Origin of the sequence: Arthrobacter sp. EM1 (assembly GCF_029964055.1) — a bacterium.
Taxonomy (GTDB): domain Bacteria; phylum Actinomycetota; class Actinomycetes; order Actinomycetales; family Micrococcaceae; genus Arthrobacter.
Genome location: NZ_CP124836.1, coordinates 2,980,714 through 2,998,398, shown reverse-complemented (window position 1 = coordinate 2,998,398; position 17,685 = coordinate 2,980,714). Strand labels below are relative to the sequence as shown.

At 68.0% G+C, this 17,685-nt stretch carries 17 protein-coding genes; 11 read left to right on the top strand and 6 right to left on the bottom strand.

Annotated elements, in window-relative coordinates; all coding sequences use genetic code 11:
* Positions 1–41: 41 nt before the first annotated feature.
* Positions 42–2,072 carry an acetate--CoA ligase gene (acs, locus tag QI450_RS13855; RefSeq protein WP_226775508.1) on the bottom strand — a complete coding sequence of 677 codons (2,031 nt, stop codon included), beginning with the start codon at positions 2,070–2,072 and terminating at the stop codon, positions 42–44.
* A 410-nt stretch (positions 2,073–2,482) separates the two neighbouring features.
* Here acs and QI450_RS13850 point away from each other — a divergent pair, with 410 nt between their 5' ends.
* The 3 genes from QI450_RS13850 to QI450_RS13840 all read left to right on the top strand — a co-directional run bounded on the left by QI450_RS13850 (position 2,483) and on the right by QI450_RS13840 (position 5,387).
* Complete coding sequence (locus QI450_RS13850) at positions 2,483–3,802, top strand: hypothetical protein (RefSeq protein WP_226775470.1); 1,320 nt, start codon at positions 2,483–2,485, stop codon at positions 3,800–3,802.
* Between the two features lie 74 nt (positions 3,803–3,876).
* Positions 3,877–4,692, top strand: coding sequence for an endonuclease III (nth, locus tag QI450_RS13845; RefSeq protein WP_226775509.1), 816 nt, complete (start codon positions 3,877–3,879; stop codon positions 4,690–4,692).
* Positions 4,689–5,387, top strand: a complete 699-nt coding sequence (locus QI450_RS13840; RefSeq protein ID WP_226775471.1) for a CoA pyrophosphatase — start codon at positions 4,689–4,691, stop codon at positions 5,385–5,387. Before nth ends, QI450_RS13840 begins: the two co-directional genes overlap by 4 nt.
* Here QI450_RS13840 and QI450_RS13835 read toward each other — a convergent pair.
* Together QI450_RS13835 and QI450_RS13830 are read right to left on the bottom strand one after the other, a co-directional pair.
* Positions 5,378–5,608: a YegP family protein gene (locus QI450_RS13835; RefSeq protein ID WP_226775472.1), complete on the bottom strand. Its 231-nt coding sequence runs from the start codon at positions 5,606–5,608 to the stop codon at positions 5,378–5,380. The genes QI450_RS13840 and QI450_RS13835 overlap by 10 nt on opposite strands.
* A 142-nt stretch (positions 5,609–5,750) precedes the next feature.
* Positions 5,751–7,472 (bottom strand): bifunctional 3'-5' exonuclease/DNA polymerase, encoded by a 1,722-nt coding sequence (locus QI450_RS13830; protein ID WP_226775510.1) that lies wholly within the window; start codon positions 7,470–7,472, stop codon positions 5,751–5,753.
* A 117-nt stretch (positions 7,473–7,589) separates the two neighbouring features.
* Between QI450_RS13830 and ssd the strand changes: the two genes are divergently transcribed.
* The 7 genes from ssd (at position 7,590) to QI450_RS13795 (ending at position 12,829) form a co-directional block, all read left to right on the top strand.
* Positions 7,590–8,708: a septum site-determining protein Ssd gene (gene ssd / locus QI450_RS13825; protein WP_226775473.1), complete on the top strand. Its 1,119-nt coding sequence runs from the start codon at positions 7,590–7,592 to the stop codon at positions 8,706–8,708.
* 77 nt (positions 8,709–8,785) lie between these two features.
* Complete coding sequence (locus QI450_RS13820) at positions 8,786–10,045, top strand: TadA family conjugal transfer-associated ATPase (protein WP_226775511.1); 1,260 nt, start codon at positions 8,786–8,788, stop codon at positions 10,043–10,045.
* 176 nt (positions 10,046–10,221) lie between these two features.
* Positions 10,222–10,869, top strand: a complete 648-nt coding sequence (locus QI450_RS13815) for a hypothetical protein (protein WP_226775474.1) — start codon at positions 10,222–10,224, stop codon at positions 10,867–10,869.
* Between the two features lie 101 nt (positions 10,870–10,970).
* Positions 10,971–11,477 (top strand): type II secretion system F family protein, encoded by a 507-nt coding sequence (locus QI450_RS13810; protein WP_309485696.1) that lies wholly within the window; start codon positions 10,971–10,973, stop codon positions 11,475–11,477.
* Positions 11,478–11,637: 160 nt separating this feature from the next.
* Positions 11,638–11,931: a DUF4244 domain-containing protein gene (locus QI450_RS13805; RefSeq protein WP_226775475.1), complete on the top strand. Its 294-nt coding sequence runs from the start codon at positions 11,638–11,640 to the stop codon at positions 11,929–11,931.
* Positions 11,932–11,969: 38 nt separating this feature from the next.
* The gene (locus QI450_RS13800) at positions 11,970–12,419 is read left to right on the top strand and encodes a TadE family type IV pilus minor pilin (RefSeq protein ID WP_282468173.1); all 450 of its coding nucleotides are present in this window, start codon (positions 11,970–11,972) and stop codon (positions 12,417–12,419) included.
* Positions 12,416–12,829, top strand: a complete 414-nt coding sequence (locus QI450_RS13795; RefSeq protein WP_309485697.1) for an Rv3654c family TadE-like protein — start codon at positions 12,416–12,418, stop codon at positions 12,827–12,829. The genes QI450_RS13800 and QI450_RS13795 overlap by 4 nt, the downstream gene beginning before the upstream one ends.
* 79 nt (positions 12,830–12,908) lie before the next feature.
* Here the strand turns inward: QI450_RS13795 and QI450_RS13790 are convergent, their stop codons facing one another.
* The gene (locus QI450_RS13790; protein ID WP_226775476.1) at positions 12,909–15,296 is read right to left on the bottom strand and encodes a DEAD/DEAH box helicase; all 2,388 of its coding nucleotides are present in this window, start codon (positions 15,294–15,296) and stop codon (positions 12,909–12,911) included.
* Positions 15,297–15,353: 57 nt separating this feature from the next.
* Positions 15,354–16,046 carry a GNAT family N-acetyltransferase gene (locus QI450_RS13785; RefSeq protein WP_226775477.1) on the bottom strand — a complete coding sequence of 231 codons (693 nt, stop codon included), beginning with the start codon at positions 16,044–16,046 and terminating at the stop codon, positions 15,354–15,356.
* 214 nt (positions 16,047–16,260) lie between these two features.
* On the opposite strand from QI450_RS13785, the gene QI450_RS13780 reads away from it, so the two are divergent.
* Positions 16,261–17,154, top strand: a complete 894-nt coding sequence (locus QI450_RS13780; protein ID WP_226775478.1) for a rhodanese-related sulfurtransferase — start codon at positions 16,261–16,263, stop codon at positions 17,152–17,154.
* 39 nt (positions 17,155–17,193) lie between these two features.
* On the opposite strand, the gene QI450_RS13775 is transcribed toward QI450_RS13780, so the two are convergent.
* Positions 17,194–17,676, bottom strand: coding sequence for a hypothetical protein (locus QI450_RS13775; protein ID WP_226775479.1), 483 nt, complete (start codon positions 17,674–17,676; stop codon positions 17,194–17,196).
* Positions 17,677–17,685 lie beyond the last annotated feature (9 nt).

The following is a 17,685-nucleotide window of genomic DNA, read 5'->3' as shown; positions in this document are numbered from 1 at the left end:
CTGCACGTTCCGGCACCGCGCAGCCCCCGCCGGAGCCTTGCTCACTTTCTTAGTGACTGCGCGATCTGGGCCATCACGGTGTTGTCAGCCAGGGTGGTGGCGTCGCCGACTTCGCGGCCTTCCGCGACGTCCTTGAGCAGGCGGCGCATGATCTTCCCGGATCGGGTCTTGGGCAGCTCCGGCACCACCAGGATGGTCTTGGGTTTGGCAATCGGCCCGATCTCCTTGCTGACGTGGTTCCGGAGTTCCTGCACTATCGCGTCCCCGGTGTCCACGGCGTCCCCGCGCAGGATCACGAAAGCGACGACCGATTGGCCGGTGGTCTCGTCCGCTGCACCCACGACGGCGGCCTCCGCCACCGCAGGGTGGCTGACCAGCGCCGATTCGATCTCGGCGGTGGAGAGGCGGTGGCCGGAAATGTTCATCACGTCATCGACCCGGCCCAGCAGCCAGATGTCGCCGTCCTCGTCTTTCTTGGCCCCGTCGCCGGCGAAGTACATCGTCTCAAAACGCGACCAGTACGTTTCCTTGAAGCGCTCCGGGTCGCCCCAGATGCCGCGCAGCATGGCCGGCCACGGCTCGCGGATCACGAGGTAGCCGCCGGAGCCGTTGGGCACGGACTCGCCGGCCTCGTCCACGACGTCCACGGCGATGCCGGGCAGCGGGACCTGGGCGGAGCCGGGCTTGGTCGCTGTCACCCCCGGCAGCGGTGCGATCATCTGCGCGCCGGTTTCGGTCTGCCACCAGGTGTCCACGATCGGCGCCGGGTTTTCCTTGCGCTCACCGTTCTTGCCGGCGTTGGCACCGATGACCTCGCGGTACCACATCCACGCTTCGGGGTTGATGGGTTCACCGACGGAGCCCAGGACGCGGATCGAGGACAGGTCCGACTTGGCCGGGATCTCCTTGCCCCACTTCATGAAGGTCCGGATGGCGGTGGGGGCGGTGTAAAGGATGGAGACCTTGTACTTCTCCACGATCTCCCACCAGCGGCCCTGGTGCGGGGAGTCCGGGGTGCCTTCGTAGATGACCTGGGTGGCGCCGTTAATGAGCGGGGCGTAGGCGACGTAGGAGTGCCCGGTGATCCAGCCGACGTCGGCGGTGCACCAGTACACGTCGGTGTCGGGTTTGAGGTCGAAGACGGCTTTGTGGGTGTAGGCGCCCTGGGCGAGGTAGCCGCCGGTGGTGTGCAGGATGCCCTTGGGCTTGCCGGTGGTGCCAGAGGTGTAAAGGATAAACAGCGGGTGCTCGGAATCGTGCCCGACGGCGGTGTGCTCGGCGGAGGCTGTCCCGACCGTGTCGTCCCACCAGTGGTCCCGGCCCTCATGCCAATCGACGTCCTGGCCATTGCGCTTTACGACTATGACGTTTTGCACCGTGTGGCCGTCGCCGGATCCTTCGTGGGAGAGGGCTTCGTCGACGGCGGGTTTGAGGGCGCTGGGCTTGCCGCGGCGGTAGGTGCCGTCCGCAGTGACGACCAGTTTGGCTTCGGCGTCGTCAATCCTGGACCGGAGCGCCTCAGCGGAGAAGCCGCCGAACACCACCGAGTGGATGGCACCGATCCGGGCACAGGCCAACAGCGTAATGACGGCCTCGGGAATCATCGGCAGGTACACCGCGACGCGGTCACCCTTGGCGACGCCGAGGGATTCGAAGGCGTTGGCGGCCTTCTTGACCTCCTCGGTGAGCTGGGCGTACGTGTAGGTGCGGGTATCGCCGGGTTCGCCTTCGAAGTAGATCGCTACCCGGTCGCCGTGGCCGTTTTCAACGTGACGGTCCAGCGCGTTATAGGCCGCGTTGATCTCGCCGCCGACGAACCACTTGGCGAACGGCGGTGTGCTCCAGTCCAGGGCCTGGGTGAAGTCCTTGGACCAGGTCAGCAGCTCGCGGGCCTGCTTCGCCCAGAACGCGGGCCGGTCGGCGTCGGCCTCGGCGTAGTCAGCGGCGGTCACCACGGCATGCGCAGCAAATTCGGCGGAGGGGGCGAACTTACGGTTCTCCTGGGACAGGTTTTCGAAGGCATCGCCTTGCGGTACTTGCGTCGTCGTGGAGCCGGGGGTCTGCTGGGACATGGTGAACCTCATCATTCATCGATCCTTGCTGCGCGGCTCCGCCGTTCCGCCGCACTGCCGGGCCGCATACACGACGTCGGGTGGCGGCTGGTCACGGACGTGCCGCAGAGAGCTGTTCCGAAATACACCCTAACGCCTGCGCCGCTCCGGACGTGTGCCGCGTCACACGCTGAACCGTGAGCGGTGTTTGTTAAGCGCCGAATGGCGGGGAAGGCGACCGTTGGGGCGGGGCTTCCGAGCCCGGTTCCGAAGCCCCGTCCGCGGCTCGTCAGCTAGTGATCGGCCGGACACTTGACTAGGCTGAGATGAAGTTGTGACATCCGATGGAGGCGACGGGACCGCTTGCGGTCCGTGCTCGGCCTGCCGTTAGGCGGCGCTGTCCAGGGCGCCGCCACGCTAAGGAGAACCGAATGAACGAGCAAACAAACAGCCAGCAAAAGCCGCCCGCCCAAGGCCAGGGCCACGGTGGCGGTGACCGCTCCGGCGGCTACGGCGAAGCACCCCGATTCACCGTGGACAAGGCAAACGGGAAAGTGGCGGGCAAGAAAAACGCGGCGGTCCTCGGACCGTTCACAGTCCGTGATCTCACTGTTTTCGGCTCGACACTGGTTCTCTTTGTTGCCTCCCTGATCCCCATGTTTGCGGACCGCTACAACCTGTGGAACCTTGGCAGCCTGTTTTTCCTGGGGCTCGGAATCCTGCTGCCGGTGACTGTTGCCGCCCTGTTCGCGGCGCGCCGGCTCAGCCCGGAGTCGAAGATCCGGATCGGCTCCCTTTCGGTCGACCAGTTCGGTTCCGTGGTGGCATCTTTTGCTGTCGCGTTCTTCTTCCTCGCCGTCGCTGGCGACTACGTCCCCACCATGCTGCTGGCACTCGTGGGCGCCCTCGGGCTTTTCGTGGCCACAGTGCTGGGCCGACTGCTTCCGGTCTTGGCCGGAGATTTCCTGGGCCGGGCAGAAGTGCCTGCCCACGTAGTGGCCCGCGAGTCAGCAGTCCCCTTCCGCAAGCCCCGGGCACCCAAGGAGCCCATGGCCCCCGGGCAAGCCACGGATGAGACGACGCCAAAAGCCAGCGGCGCCGGCGCTGTTGCCGGCTGGGCGAAGCGGATGACCTCCGGCGGGCAGTCTGCCGCCCCTGAGCCGGCCGCGGCGCCAGCCCCGGTTCAGGAGGCACCCGTGCAGTCTGCGATGAACGCCCCGCATGCCGGTTCCCCGGCAACCCAGGTCGCTGCTGTCGTGGCGGCGGCACCGTCGGCCACGGCGCAGACCCAAGCCGCCGGCGCTGTGCCCCCGGCCGCAACTTCCGCCGCCGGGGCCCAGGCGCCGGAAGCGCAAGCCGCGGACGCGCAGACCAGCGCGCAGACCAGCGCGCCGGCCAGCGCGCCGGCCGCGGCTGAGGAAACCCGTCCCGCGGAGGTCCCCGCAGCATCCAGCGCCAGCATGCCCACCACAGTGAACCCGCAGGTGCGCCAGGCGGAGCCAATCGGAGCCACAGTCGACCCGGACAGCCGCCCCGAGGCCTACGGAGACCAGCCTGTCCATGAAGCATTCTGGTTTGCCGTTGCCCAGCCGCGTACTGCAGTGGACGAGCACAGCGGCGCAGCCGCTTTTGTGATTGAACCAGGCGGCTGGGTCCTCGCCCTGGAGGACCGGGGCGACGAATTCCTGGTCCAGCACACCGACGGCCGGGTCGGTCTGCTCCGCGACCTGAGCAACATCGAACGCGGTTAGCCAGCCCCGTGGCCACTGAGCCCAGCAACCGTTACGCCGGCGGCGTCGTGCCGGGCAACGGTGCCCCCGCCAAGATCTCCCGCACCACCAGCGCACGCCCGCGCGCGACGGGGGAATCGCTGCTGGCGTTGAAGCGCCGCGCCCGGCGGATCAACAAGGCGCTGGCCGAACAGTACCCCTACGCCCACGCCGAACTCGACTTCCGCAATCCGTTTGAACTGGTCGTGGCCACGGTGCTGTCCGCTCAGACCACGGATGTCACGGTCAACCAGATCACGCCCCTGTTGTTCGCCCGTTACCCGGACGCGCGGAGCCTGGCGGAGGCGGACCCGGCCGAGCTGGAGGCCATCGTCAAACCCACCGGGTTCTTCCGTGCGAAGTCCCGGAACCTGATGGCGCTGGCCACCCGGCTCGTGGATGAGTACGACGGTGTGGTGCCCGGCCGGCTCGCGGACCTGGTGACGCTCCCCGGCGTCGGGCGGAAGACCGCGAACGTGGTGCTGGGTAACGCCTTTGGTATCCCGGGGATCACCGTGGACACGCACTTTGGCCGTCTCGCCAGGCGTTTCGGCTGGACCGAGTCCGATGACCCGGTACGGATCGAGTCCGATGTTGCGGAATTGTTCGAGCCCCGCGACTGGACGATGCTCTCGCACCGGGTCGTGTTCCACGGCCGGCGGGTGTGCCATTCCCGAAAACCGGCGTGCGGCGCCTGTGCTGCCGCGAACTGGTGTCCCAGCTATGGCATGGGGGAAACCGACCCCGAGAAAGCCCGGAAGCTGCTGAAGTACGAGCTGGCCCCTGGCCAGGAGGAGCTGCTCGCCAAGCTCCTGGCCGAGACGCACCGCGCCGCGGAAATCCGGATGGAATCCCAGAGGAAACCGCTGTGACCGCCCGCCAGGACCTGATTGATCTGGTGGCCGCTGTGGCGGCAGGGACGGCGCTGCCGCCCGATCCGCGCTGGCAGGAACTCGTTGTCGGCCCCGGCGATCGGGTACGCCGCGCGGCCGTGCTGATGCTTTTTGGCTCGCTGGACGATGTCCCGGCCACCTCGGTCAAACTCCTGGCCCCGGCGGATCTGGATGTGCTCCTGCTGCAGCGTGCCCAGACCCTGGATGACCATCCGGGGCAGGTCGCTTTCCCCGGCGGCGGTATTGACCCCGGCGAGTCCGTCACCGCGGCCGCACTGCGGGAAGCCGAGGAAGAAACAGGACTGGATCCGGCCGGCGTCGAAGTCCTCGGCGTGATGCCCGAACTTGCCCTTCCCCGCGGTAATTTCCTGGTGACGCCGGTCTTGGGCTGGTGGGCTTCCCAGTCGCCAGTTCGAGTGGTGGACTACGGCGAGTCCGCCCAGGTATTCCGGGTTCCGGTCAGGGACCTGCTGGATCCGGACAACCGCGTGATGGCCACCGTGTCCCGGGCCGGGCAAACCTTCCAGAGTCCTGCCTTCACAGTCAACGATGTTGTGGTTTGGGGCTTCACCGGAATGATCCTCAACCAGCTCTTCGATCAGCTGGGGTGGGCGGTCCCCTGGGACAGCGACAGCCTGCTCAGCGTCGATGCGTGGAGCAGGCTTTACGGCTGAGGCAGTTCTTCCGCTTCGGTCGCCGGGCCGCGCCTGCTGGCCCGGGACCTGTCGACGATCAGCCCGGTCGCGGCGTTCTCCCGCACAGCGGTGATGCCCGCGGCGGCGCTCTTGACGGTGTTGAACAGCGGTGACACAGCGACCACCGTTCCGTCCGGGGCCGTCAGCTTGAAGAAATACTTCTTCCCGCTCGCCTCGGCGATCTCAAGAATTCCCGCCAAGGTGGCGCCTCCCCAAAAATATGCTCCATCGCACGGCCGGCGGATTGTCCGATCGGTTACCGGCCTCCTCCGAGGGTAGCCGCGTCCCCGAGTGCCCCACAACGCTACCGGCGGGTACTTTACGCAGGGTGACCCGGGCGGACTATTTGGCGTTGTCGTACGAGTCCACAACCGCGACGCTCACCGGGAATTCGACGGGTATCCGGCCGAAGAGCAGTTCCTTGGCGGTGTTCGCAGCCTCTTCGATAGCGCGGATGCAGTCGGCTACCGCGGCATCGGGGCAGTGGACCATCACCTCGTCGTGCAAAAAGAAGACCAGCTCCCCGGCGGGGCCACCGTCCGCGCGCATGGCGCGGAGCCGGCGTCGCAGTTCTGCCAGCCAGCAGGCAGCCCAGTCCGCCGCGGAGCCCTGCACGACAAAATTGCGGGTGAACCTTCCGCGTGAGCGGGCGATCGATTCGGCCCGGCGCTGCTCCTCGGCGCTGGTCGAATGCTGGCTTTGCCGCCAGTGCTCAGAGGGTGGCGGGCTGCTGCGGCCCAGACGGGAGGTGACAGTCCTGCCGGCTTCACCTTCGCGGGCGGCCTGCTCCACAAAGCCGACGGCCCGCGGATAGGTGCGGGTCAGCTGCGGCATCAGGCGCCCGGACTCACCGGTAGTGGCCCCGTAGATTGCGCCAAGCAACGCCACTTTGGCTTTGGCGCGGTCGCCGCCGAAACCCTGCGCAGCGATGCCGGCATACAGGTCCTTATCGCGCGCGGCCTCGGCCATCCTGGCATCCTGTGCCAGCGCCACGAGCACCCTGGGTTCAAGCTGGGAGGCGTCGGCGACGATCAGTTTGCACCCGGGATCGGCATGGACGGCTCCCCGGATCTGGCGCGGAATCTGCAGCGCGCCGCCGCCGCGCGAAGCCCATCGGCCGGAGACCACCGCGCCTACGACGTACTCCGGCTGGAACCGGCCGTTCTTGACCCAGGCATCCAGCCAAGTCCAGCCGTTGGCGGCGTGCAGGCGGGAGAGTTTCTTGAACGCAAGCAGCGGCTCGATCGCCGGGTGCGTCAATTCCTGCAGTTCCCACTGCCTGGTGGTCTTCACCTCGATGCCGTTCCGGTGCAGCGCCCGCATAAGTTCCTGCGGGGAATCCGGATTGAGCGACGGGGAATTCAGCAGCAGCCGCAACTCTACGGCGAGCGACTCCAGCTTGGCCGGGCGGTGGCCCAGCGGGGGCCGGGGGCCGAGATAGTCCGCCAGGATTTGCTCGTGCAGTTCCGCACGCCACGGCACTCCGGTGTGCTGCATTTCCGCCGCGATCAAGGCGCCGGCGGACTCGGCGGCGAGCAACAGCTGGAGGCGCTGCTTGCGGTGGTCGGCGGGGCGTTCAACGCCGGTCCCGCCTAATTGGGCCAGCGCGTGCTGCTGGGCAGCGTATTCGGCGCGGAGTTCCTCGAGGCTATGGCGCGGCTTATGACGCACGCCGGGGTCATCGAACAAGGCACCTTGGTCGGCTGGCGGGGGCGGCGGCTGGAGCGCCCGCGGCAGCTCCAGCTCATCGTCCTGGGTCAACTTTTCGGCGTTCTGCGCATACCCGGTGTGGGCGGTGAACTCCGAATGCGCCAGGATCGCACCGCACAACGCGAGGTCGTAGCAACGTTCCAGTTCGACGCCGGCCGCCAGCAGAACGGGGTACCAGTTCTGTGTACGGTGCCAGATCCAGCGTGGCCGCCGCTGTTCCAGTTCACGCACGACGCCGGCCAAGCCGGCTGCGCTGACGACCCGCGGTTCGGGTTTGTCCGGGTGCGGGGCACCGTCCGCGGTGAGTTCCTGGAGGGCTGCGCCGTCAGCGTGGGCGGCAAGCAGCAGGTACATAGTCACAATTCTGCCCTGCCGGGCGCAGTCCCGTGTTCACTGAGCCGCAGAGCCCGGTTGTCCACATAGCCGCCGGCGCGGGTTACTGCGGCTCCGGGGGACCGGAAGAGTAGCCGCATGAGCAGGCACCAGCGATCACGTTCCGGTCCCGGGACCCAAGCCGGCGCGGCGGGGCCCGGGCGGTGGCTGCCCCACGAGTCGTCGGAGACTGTGCTGGTCACCGGGTCCGAGGTGCTGCGCGGTGAGGTGGAGCGCGTTGTGGCGGCGTCCGGCGGCCAGTTGCGGACGGTGCCGGACATCAGGGCGGCGGCGCCCTTTTGGGACACGGCTGCGGTGGTGCTGCTCGGCAGCGACGTTCGGGAGTTGCCGCCGCGCGGACGGTCCCCGGCGGTGCTGGTTGGCCTCAGCGAGGATGGCGACAGCCTGTGGCAGCTCGCCGCCGCGCTCGGCGTCGATCGGGTCGCCGTGCTGCCCGATGCGGCGGCCTGGCTCGCTGAGTACCTGAGCCGGTCCCGCACCCCGGACCCGGGCGGGCTCGTCCTCGGGATCGTCGGGGGCTGTGGCGGCGGCGGCGCCAGCACCGCAGCGGTGTGGCTGGCGCATGCTGCGGCCCGGCAGGGTATCCGTGTCCTGCTCGTGGACGGCGACCCCTGGGGCGGCGGCCTGGAGCTTGCGCTCTCCGCCGAGGAAACACCGGGCCTGCGCTGGCCGGATCTGGCCGATGCCAGTGGCACGATCGATCCCAGACAGCTCGCCGATTCACTGCCCCAGGCGGGCGGATTTCACTTCCTTTCCTGGCCTGGGAACAGGGAAGGCCACAGCGGGGTGGCCCAGGCCGTGGCGGCGGGCGTGCTGGACGGGGCCAGGCGCGGCTTCGAGCTCGTTGTGGTCGACGTCGGCCGGGGTGCCGAGACGCTGCGGACGTTCGCCTGGGACTGCGACCGGCTGATTGTGGTCCTGCCGGCGCTGCTGCGGGCGGCCGTGGCGACGGCCCGGCTCCTGCAGGAACTTCCCGCAGTCGAGACGTCGCTGGTGGTGCGGGGAAGACCCGGGGCCTGCCTGGACGCGGAACTGATTGCAGAGTCCGTCGCGTTGCCCCTGGCCGGGATCATGCCGGACGTTAGAAACGCCACGGCCGCCACGGAGCTCGGGCGGCTGCTGGACATCGGGCGGCAGCGAAACGTTCGAAGGTTTGCCGGCGCGGTCCTGGACTTCGGCACTGGAGGGGCCGGGTGAGTGCCCACTCGGCGGCCGGGCCGCCGGACGTAACGGTCGGCTTTGGCGCCCCGAACTCCCGGCCCGCGGCCCGCGCCATTGTTGATGCCCGGCTGTTGGAGTCCGTGCGCGAAACGGTAATGTCCGACGCCGGCCCGGTGACCCCGTCGCGCGTGGCGGCCGCCGTGCAGGCGAGCGGGCGACTGCTGGGGACCGCCGGTGCGCTGGCGGCGGTCGAGGGGATCAGCGCGGAACTCAATGGCCTCGGGCCCCTGCAGGTGCTGGTCCGGGACCCGGCCGTGACAGATATCTTCGTCAACGGTCCTGGCTCCGTTTGGCTGGACCGAGGCGGCGGACTGGAAAGGGCGCCGGTCGCGTTCTCCAGCGAGGGACAGGTCCGGGCCCTCGCGGCGCGGCTGGTATCGGTGGGCGGGCGACGTCTGGACGAGGGCTCACCGTGCGTGGACGTCAGGCTCGACGGCGGCTTCAGGGTTCATGCCGTCCTTCCGCCGATATCCACGACGGGGACACTGCTGAGCATCAGGATCAGGCGCGAGCAGGTCTTCTCGATGGCTGAACTGCGGCAGAACGGGATGTTCGGGTCATTGGTGCAGACCGTGCTCGAACGTATGGTGAAACGCCGTCTGAGCTTCCTGATCAGCGGCGCCACGGGCTCCGGGAAGACAACACTCCTGGCCACCCTCCTGGGCCTGTGTCCCCCGGGCGAGCGGCTGGTCCTGATTGAGGACGCCGCAGAGCTCAACCCGCTCCACCCGCACGTCGTGTCGCTGGAGGCACGCCACGGCAACCTTGAAGGCGGCGGCGGCGTGGATTTGGGCGAGCTCGTTCGGCAGTCACTGCGGATGCGACCGGACCGCTTGGTGGTGGGGGAGTGCCGGGGAGCCGAGGTGCGCGAATTGCTGGCTGCGATGAACACCGGCCACACTGGCGGCGGAGGAACAATTCACGCGAACACCGCGGCCGGCGTTCCCGCGAGGTTGACTGCGTTGGGGGCGCTCGCCGGGATGTCCCAGGAGGCAGTGCGTCTGCAGGCAGCCAGCGCGATCGATGCCGTCATCCATCTGGAACGGCTGGGCCACGGGCGCAGCGTGGCCTGCATCGCGGTGATGGAAGACGGACCGGGCGGCTTGGTGGTCGGCTCCGCGCTGGAGATTTTCGCCGGACGGCCCAGGCCTGGGCCGGGCTGGCCGCTGCTGTTGCTGCGCCTCGGATTGGATGCCGACGCAATCGAAACCGGCGGCTTTGACACCGGCAGCTTGGCAGGGCTGAATTCGGCGGGATCTGTCGGGACGGCCGAAAGCGTACTGGGCACCGGCACGGGCAGGGGGCCGGAGTGACAGCCGTCTTGGCTGGCGTGCTGGCCGCCGCGGTGTACCTGGCGGTTTCGGCGCGTCGAGCGCCGCGTCGACGTATTCGTGCCGCGTTGGCCGGGTCACAGGTTGCTCGCGCCGGCTCCGAAGCGGCCCCCAGCGCAGGACCCCGCTGGCGGCGCCGGTACGAGCCGACAACGCCGATGACTCTACTCGTCCAGCAACTGGCGGCGTTGTTGAAGGGTGGACGTCCTCCCTCGCGGTTGTGGGAAGAGCTCTGGCTTCTGCTGGTGGGCGAAGCCGACGTATCCTCGGCCGGTGCCAGAACGCCGGTCCGGCCGTCCGGGCTGGCGCCAGGATCCGTGCGGATGCTGGCCGCAGCCCGCGCCGCGGCGATGCGGGGAGCTCCAGTCGGGGCAGCAATCCGCTCAGCCGTTGCGGCCACCTCCGCGGGTACCGGCGACGGGAGGACGTGGCGAGGACGTAACGGCCAGAGCGTACGCGAGCGACGCGTCTGGTTTCAGCTGGCAGCGTGCCTTGACGCGGCCGAAGCCACAGGCTCCCCGCTGGCTGACGTGCTAACGCGTTTCGCCGCCCAGCTTGAAGCTGAAAACGACGCCGGTGCCGCCCGCCAGACGGCGTTGGCCGGGCCGCGCGCGACGGTGCGGTTGCTGACGTGGCTTCCGTTTCTCGGCCTTTGCTTAGGCTCGCTGCTGGGAGCGGATCCCGTCGGGGTGCTGCTGGGAACCCCGTTGGGCGCGGCGGTCCTCGCGACCGGGCTGACCCTCACCGCGGCCGGACGGATCTGGTCGGCGCGGCTGGTCCGTGCGGCTGAACGGCTGCGGCCGTGACAGTCGGCGCGCCCAGTCTTGCAGTGGTGGCATTTCTGGCCGCTGCTGCCGTTATGGTCCATGCCAACCGAAGCCTGCCCAGGCGGAGACTCCAGCGCCAGATGAAGCACGCGTCCGATGCCCGGAACCCGGGCCGCCCCCAAGACGGCACCGAAAAACCCGCGGAATCAGCCGGGCAGGGACTCGACGACGTGGCCATGATGCTGGAACTGATCGGCGCGATGCTCGAAGCGGGCGCCGGTCTCGGCCGCGCACTGGCGCTGCTGGCCGGATTGGCAACGCCGGAAATTCGTGATCCACTGCGCCCGGTCGTCGCCGCGCTCGCGATCGGCGCCGATTGGGATACGGCCTGGCGCAGTTCGGAGCTCCTGTCACCGGGACTTCTGGCCGTGCGTGATGCGCTGGGATTCGCCGCGCTCACCGGCGCCCCGTCCTCCGCCATCCTCTATGCCCAGGCCGCACGCATGCGGCGCGAACAGTTCCGAGCCGCAGAAAAACGGGCCGCCGCACTCGGGGTGAAGCTTGTTGTGCCGCTCGGGCTGTGTTCGCTGCCGGCCTTCATCTGCCTTGGCGTCATCCCGGTGCTGCTGTCGATGCTCCCAGGCTGACCCGGCGCCGGACCTCGGGGCATGCTTTAGCCTTCCTCCACTGCCCGCACCCGGTTGAGGTTTTCCACTTGGCGGGATGAGCCCCTTCCGCCTCCGCGTCCGGCCCGGAAGAGTCGAAGAACAACCGGCGGTCCCGCCGGAGCCAAGGAAAGGAAAGCTCATGTTACTTGAACACACTGCGTCCGCCGGCACCCGCAAAGCGCAGCAAATCAAGCGTGAATCGGAGGGCGCCGAGATCCACGAGATCTATCCGGGCGCCAGTATTGCTGCCCCGCGCCGGGCGCGGAGGCTGCGGAAGCTGTTCGGCTCCGAGGCGGGGATGGCAACGGCAGAATATGCGATTGCTACGCTCGCCGCCGTGGGGTTTGCCGGCATTCTCGTGTTTATTATGCGCAGTGACGAGGTGCGGGGTTTTCTGTTGAACCTCATCCGCACGGCGCTCGCCCTGCCATGAGCCGCACGTGGCCGGCGGCGCGGATGACTCGGGCTGTGATGCCCGCACCTCCGGCCGGACACACACGCCGGACGGCGGCGGATGGCGTCACGTGCCGCGGTGCGGTGACTGCGGAATTCGCGGTGGCGCTACCCGCCGTAGTGCTCCTGCTGGCCCTCCTGCTGGCCGGTTCAGCGGCGGGTGTGACCCAACTGCGGCTGGAGGAAGCGGCCCGGGCCGGTGCCCGGGCGCTGGCCCGGGGTGAGGACGCCGCCAGCGTCGACGTGATCGTCCGCCGGCTCGCGGGCGCCTCAGCTGCGTCAGCGGTGGCGTCCGACGGCGAATGGCTCAGCGTCACGGTCTCCGGCAAGGTTCCGGGCGCCGTTGGCGCGCTGCTGCCGTGGACCCTCACGGCCCGCGCCTGGACCCGGGGTGAAACGTCCGCGCCGGCAGCTGCAGCCCAGGAGCCACGGCGGTGGATTCTTCCGCTGGAGAGTGTGGCAGTATGAACCGCGCGGACAGCCGGGGGATGCCGCCGGGCGGTCACCCGCCGGCCGTGCGGGACCCGGCGGGGACCGGACACAACGAGCGTGGTGCAGGCACAGTGCTGGCACTAGGACTGGGACTGTTGGTCATTCTCGCCGCCATGTCGCTCCTGTTGCTCGCACAGTCCGCAACGATGGGATCCAGGGCGGCTACTGCCGCCGATCTTGCGGCCCTCGCCGCCGCGGATACTGCCCGGGGCATTTCTCCGGGCGAACCCTGTGCCGTCGCCGCGGAAGTCGCACACCGCAATGGGGCCCGGGTCCTTAGCTGCGTGCAAGGCGGCGGGAACACGGTCCAGGTCCGCACCGAACTCGAGGTTCGTCTGCCGCTGGGTGTGGCCACCGGACTCGCCCGGGCGGGGCCACCCCCGTGAGCCGGGACCAGCCCCGTGAGCCGGGGCCAGCCCCGTGAGCCGGGGCCACAGTGGCCGGACTACGCCTGCAGTGGCCGGACTAGGCCTGCAGCGGCGTCGGGGAGTGGTCCGGCTGTCCTGCCTGCATCCGATCCGTCGCATCCTCGAGCAGCACGTCGATCAAAGTGACGGCGGCGTCCTTGTCGAGGGGATTGTTCTTGTTGCCGCACTTGGGCGACTGAACACACGACGGGCAGCCGGATTCGCATTCGCAGGCCTTGATCGCGTCGCGGGTGGCGGCGAGCCAGGTCCGGGCCTTGTCGTATCCGCGTTCCGCGAAGCCCGCACCGCCGGGGTGGCCGTCGTATACAAAGATGGTCGGCACCCCGGTGTCTGCGTGGATGGCCGTAGACACCCCGCCGATGTCCCAGCGGTCGCTGGAGGCAACCAGGGGCAGCAGCCCAATGGCGGCGTGTTCTGCAGCGTGCAGGGCGCCCGGGAACTGGGCCTCTATCAGCCCCGCGCCGGTCAGGGAGCGGTTGTCCATGACGAACCAGACTGCCTTGGTGAACAGGTCCCGGGCACCGAGCTGCAGTGGCTCCTCACCAAGGATTTCATTGGAAATCAGCGCCTTGCGCTGGAAGGAGACCACCTGTGTTGTCACTTTCACATCCCCGAAATGCACTGCCACATCGCCCCACTCGGTGGTGCGCTGTGTTTCGAGCACCTCGATCTGGGTCACGTCCCGGGCGGTGGTGTAATAGTCCGGGTTCGCCCGCCGGACCATCACGCAGTGGTCGTCCTCGTTCAGGTCTTCCACGACGTAGCTCTCGCCCTGGTGGACGTAGATGGCGCCGGTATGGGCCTGGTAGTGCGTCTGCGGCGAATCCATGGTCCCCAGCAGGGACCCGGTGTCCGCATCCACGATGCTTACCGGGCCGCCGCCGTCAGCCCTCAGGTTCACCATGCCGGCCGCGCTTTGCGGATGGGTCCAGAACCACCCCGCGGGACGGCGGCGCAGATAACCCCGGTCCACCAGCTGGTCCAGCAACTTCTCGGCTGTGGCACCGAACAGGCCCAGCTCGGCGTACCCCAGCGGCAGTTCGGCGGCGGCGGCGCACAGGTGCGGGCCCAAAACATAGGGATTGGAGGGATCAAAGACGGTGGCCTCGACCGAGGCGTCGAAGATCGCTTCGGGATGGTTGACCAGGTAAGTGTCCAGCGGGTCATCGCTCGCGACGAAGGCGGCGATGGCGTCCTGGCCGGCCCGGCCGGCCCGGCCGATCTGCTGGAACAAGGAGGCGCGGGTTCCCGGCCAGCCGGCAACTAGCACGGCATCGAGCCCGGAGATGTCGATGCCGAGTTCCAGTGCCGAGGTGCTGGAGACGCCCAGCAGCTCGCCGGACCGCAGTGATTTTTCCAGCGCCCGGCGCTCCTCCGGCAGGTACCCCGAGCGGTACGCGGCGACCCGGGGCGGCAGGCTGGGATCGACCTCGTCCAGCAGACGCTTGGTAATGCTGGCAATCGTTTCGGCCCCGCGCCGGGATTTAATGAACGCAATGGTCCGCACCCGCGAAGACACCAGATTGGCCAGCAGGTCAGCGGTTTCCGCCACGGCAGTGCGTCGCTCCTTGGCGCCGTTCTCGCCGCGGACTTCGGTCAGTGCGGGCTCCCAGAACGCGACGGTGGTGGCACCATGGGGTGACGAATCCTCGGACACGGCACGGACCGGAGCGCCGATGAGCCGGCCGAAGGAAGTCCCGGGCTCGGACGCCGTTGCGGAGGCGGCGATAAACACCGGCCCGGGTCCGTCGGGGCTGTAGTAGGCGCAGATACGGCGCAGCCGGCGCATCAGATTGGCCACGTGGGATCCAAAGACGCCGCGGTAGCTGTGGGCCTCGTCCACAATCACGTAGCGCAGCCGGCGGAAGAACCGTGCCCACCAGGCGTGGTTGGGGAGGATCCCGAAGTGCAGCATGTCCGGGTTGGCCAGGATGAAGTTCGCGTGGTCGCGGATCCAGCGTCGGGAGGCAGGGTCGGTGTCGCCGTCGTACGTCTCTGCCCGGACGGTGGGAATCTTCAGCGCCCGGATGGCAGCCAACTGGTCGGCAGCCAGAGCCTTGGTGGGGGAAAGATACAGTGTGACCGCGCCGTCGTCGTGGATCTTGCCCGGGTCGGCGAGGACCCGCAGTTCCGACCGGTGGATGGCATCTAGTGCCGGCAACTGGTAGGCCAGCGATTTGCCGGAGGCAGTGCCGGTCGCGATCACCACGTGTTCGCCGGCATGGGCGAGGTCGGCGGCCTGGATCTGGTGCCGGTAGGGCTCGTGAATGCCGAGCGAGCCATAGGCGTTTACCACGTCGGTGTGGGCCCAATCGGGCCACGGGGCATGCACGGCCTCGCGGGCGGCGATGGTACGCACATGGCGGAGCTGTTCCGGGTCCGGGCCGCGGCCCAGCAACGGAATCAGGGACTCATGCGGGTTCACTCAGCCATTCTTTCACCCGGCCTCAAATCGGCTTGGCGCGGGCGCTTCAGCTGCGCTTCAGCCGACCGACAAGTCGGCGCCTTCGTCCGAGGCGGACAGCATCAGGACCTGGCAGACCGGCGTCCAGCCGAGGTGCGAGTACAACTGCTGCCCGTCCAGCGATGCGAGCAACAATCCGGTTTGCACGTCGTGTTCGAAAGCCTGGGCGGCCAGGGCCCGCATGATGAAGCTGCCAAGACCCCGGCGCTGGTACCGAGGGTTGGTGACGATCTTGTCGAAGATTGCGGTGTGGTCCACAACGAACAGACGCCCGCTCGCGGCCACTTCATCACCGGCATAGACGACAGTATGGTGGACGCCGTCAGCCCGGGACGGTACCCAGCGAAGGTCATCATCCGGTAGCCATGGGTCCTCGGCGTCCTGGGTCTCCATGTCCACGATCATCATGCTCTGCGAGGCTGATGTGACGTTGAGGCCGTGTTCTTTCGCGAGACTGGTATACTTCGCCGGGTTATTGCTCAAAATGGTCAGGATCCGTGCGGGCACTTCCAGCGTGGCGGCGGCCAGCTGCGCAAACTCCGGATCCGAGGGATCATGGGCGAAATATTCCCACTCGGTGGTGGTGTCATCCCTGAAGGCTGCAGGAAACCTGCCCTCTCTGCGTGTCTCGTAACCCCGGCAGCCAGCCCAGCCTGCCACCCAGGTTTCCAGCAGATGGGTGGTGTCCTCAACCATGCGCTCAAGACTCATGTGATGAGCGTATTGCAGCCCTGCCGCAAGCAACAGGGTTCCGGTCCGGGAACCGGTCCAGCTGACCCAATTGTGACCGGCAGGGTTACCGGTCGGACGAAAGGGGCGGGTACGCACCGGTGTCCGGACGGCGGGTACGGGCGGCCAGCTTGCGGCGGAGCGGCTGGCACGGCTGACGGATCACCGGGCCTGACCCAGCCGGTACCCTTAAAATGTGGCTCTGAACAGAATTGTGCTTTTTTACGGCTTCACCCCGCTCCCGGACCCGGAGGCTGTCCGGCTCTGGCAGCGTGCCCTCTGCGAGAAACTTGGGCTCACGGGCCGCATCATCCTTTCCAAGGACGGCATCAACGCAACCGTTGGCGGTGAGATCGGCGCGGTCAAACAATACGTTAAAACCACGCGCGAATACCCGGGGTTCCATGGCGTCGACGTGAAATGGTCCGAGGGCGGCGCCGCGGATTTCCCCCGGCTCAGCGTCAGAGTCCGCGACGAGATTGTCTCCTTCGGCGCGCCCGGGGAGCTCAGGGTAGATGCCAGCGGTGTGGTCGGCGGCGGCACGCACCTCAAACCCGCGGAACTGCACGAGCTTGTGGAATCGAGGCGGGAGGCCGGCGAGGAGGTCGTCTTTTTTGATGGCCGCAACGGTTTCGAAGCCCAGATCGGCAAATTCAAGAACGCCGTCGTCCCGGATGTGGCCACTACCCACGACTTCATCAAAGAACTCGATTCGGGCAAGTATGACGGGCTTAAGGACAAGCCCGTGGTCACGTACTGCACCGGCGGCATCCGCTGCGAAGTCCTCTCCAGCCTGATGGTGAACCGTGGTTTCACAGAGGTCTACCAGCTCGACGGCGGGATTGTCCGATACGGCGAAACGTTCAAGGACGAAGGCCTCTGGGAGGGGTCCCTTTACGTGTTCGATAAGCGTATGCACCTTGAATTCAGTGCCGAGGCCAAGACCATCGGCGAATGCGTCCGCTGTGCGGCGCCGACGAGCAAGTTTGAGAACTGCTCCAACGCGGCCTGCCGCACGTTGACGCTGTATTGCGCGGAGTGCGCTGCCAGCCCTGCAACGCTCCGGTGTCCGGACGGCTGCGCGGCCTAAATCCCGCGCTCCGCATACCAGACCCGCCGGGTCCTGCCGCTACGGCGCGGGTGTCAGCTGGTAGGCGTAAAGGAGCGGAGCGTCGACGCTGGACGTGCTGATCTGCACCGTTCCGGCGGCCGGGACTTTGATCCGTGACGTCTCGCGGCTGCCGTTGCAGGCGGCCCCGGCCTCGGTCAGCCTGGCGCCGTCCAGGGAGACTTCGAAGAAGGCCTTGCCGCCGCCGTCGCAGCTTATGGTCAGCACGTAGTTTCCCGCGCCGATCCCGGTGGCGGATTTGACGATCGGATCCCGCTTGAGGATTTTCCCGGCGTCGTCGAGCACAATTCCGCCAGCAGCGGGAAGGGCCGTGGCCTTCCAGGCGGTCACGTCGGTTGATTCGACGGAGCCCGCTGCGGAACATGCTGTCGCGGCCAGGACGACGGCGGCACCTGCCGCGGCGCTGAGGGCACCACGCCGAAGGGATCGGGCGGGCCGCACGCGGGTCAGGGAACGCCGGAGGCCAGGAATATGAAGGAACATTCCTCAAAC

Coding starts and splice junctions, on each gene's coding strand:
- acs (WP_226775508.1), bottom strand. CDS start 2,072: ATGTCCCAGCAGACCCCCGGCTCCACGACGACGCAAGTACCGCAAGGC.
- QI450_RS13850 (WP_226775470.1), top strand. CDS start 2,483: ATGAACGAGCAAACAAACAGCCAGCAAAAGCCGCCCGCCCAAGGCCAG.
- QI450_RS13830 (WP_226775510.1), bottom strand. CDS start 7,472: ATGTACCTGCTGCTTGCCGCCCACGCTGACGGCGCAGCCCTCCAGGAA.
- ssd (WP_226775473.1), top strand. CDS start 7,590: ATGAGCAGGCACCAGCGATCACGTTCCGGTCCCGGGACCCAAGCCGGC.
- QI450_RS13815 (WP_226775474.1), top strand. CDS start 10,222: ATGACTCTACTCGTCCAGCAACTGGCGGCGTTGTTGAAGGGTGGACGT.
- QI450_RS13810 (WP_309485696.1), top strand. CDS start 10,971: ATGAAGCACGCGTCCGATGCCCGGAACCCGGGCCGCCCCCAAGACGGC.
- QI450_RS13805 (WP_226775475.1), top strand. CDS start 11,638: ATGTTACTTGAACACACTGCGTCCGCCGGCACCCGCAAAGCGCAGCAA.
- QI450_RS13800 (WP_282468173.1), top strand. CDS start 11,970: ATGCCCGCACCTCCGGCCGGACACACACGCCGGACGGCGGCGGATGGC.
- QI450_RS13795 (WP_309485697.1), top strand. CDS start 12,416: ATGAACCGCGCGGACAGCCGGGGGATGCCGCCGGGCGGTCACCCGCCG.
- QI450_RS13785 (WP_226775477.1), bottom strand. CDS start 16,046: ATGAGTCTTGAGCGCATGGTTGAGGACACCACCCATCTGCTGGAAACC.
- QI450_RS13775 (WP_226775479.1), bottom strand. CDS start 17,676: ATGTTCCTTCATATTCCTGGCCTCCGGCGTTCCCTGACCCGCGTGCGG.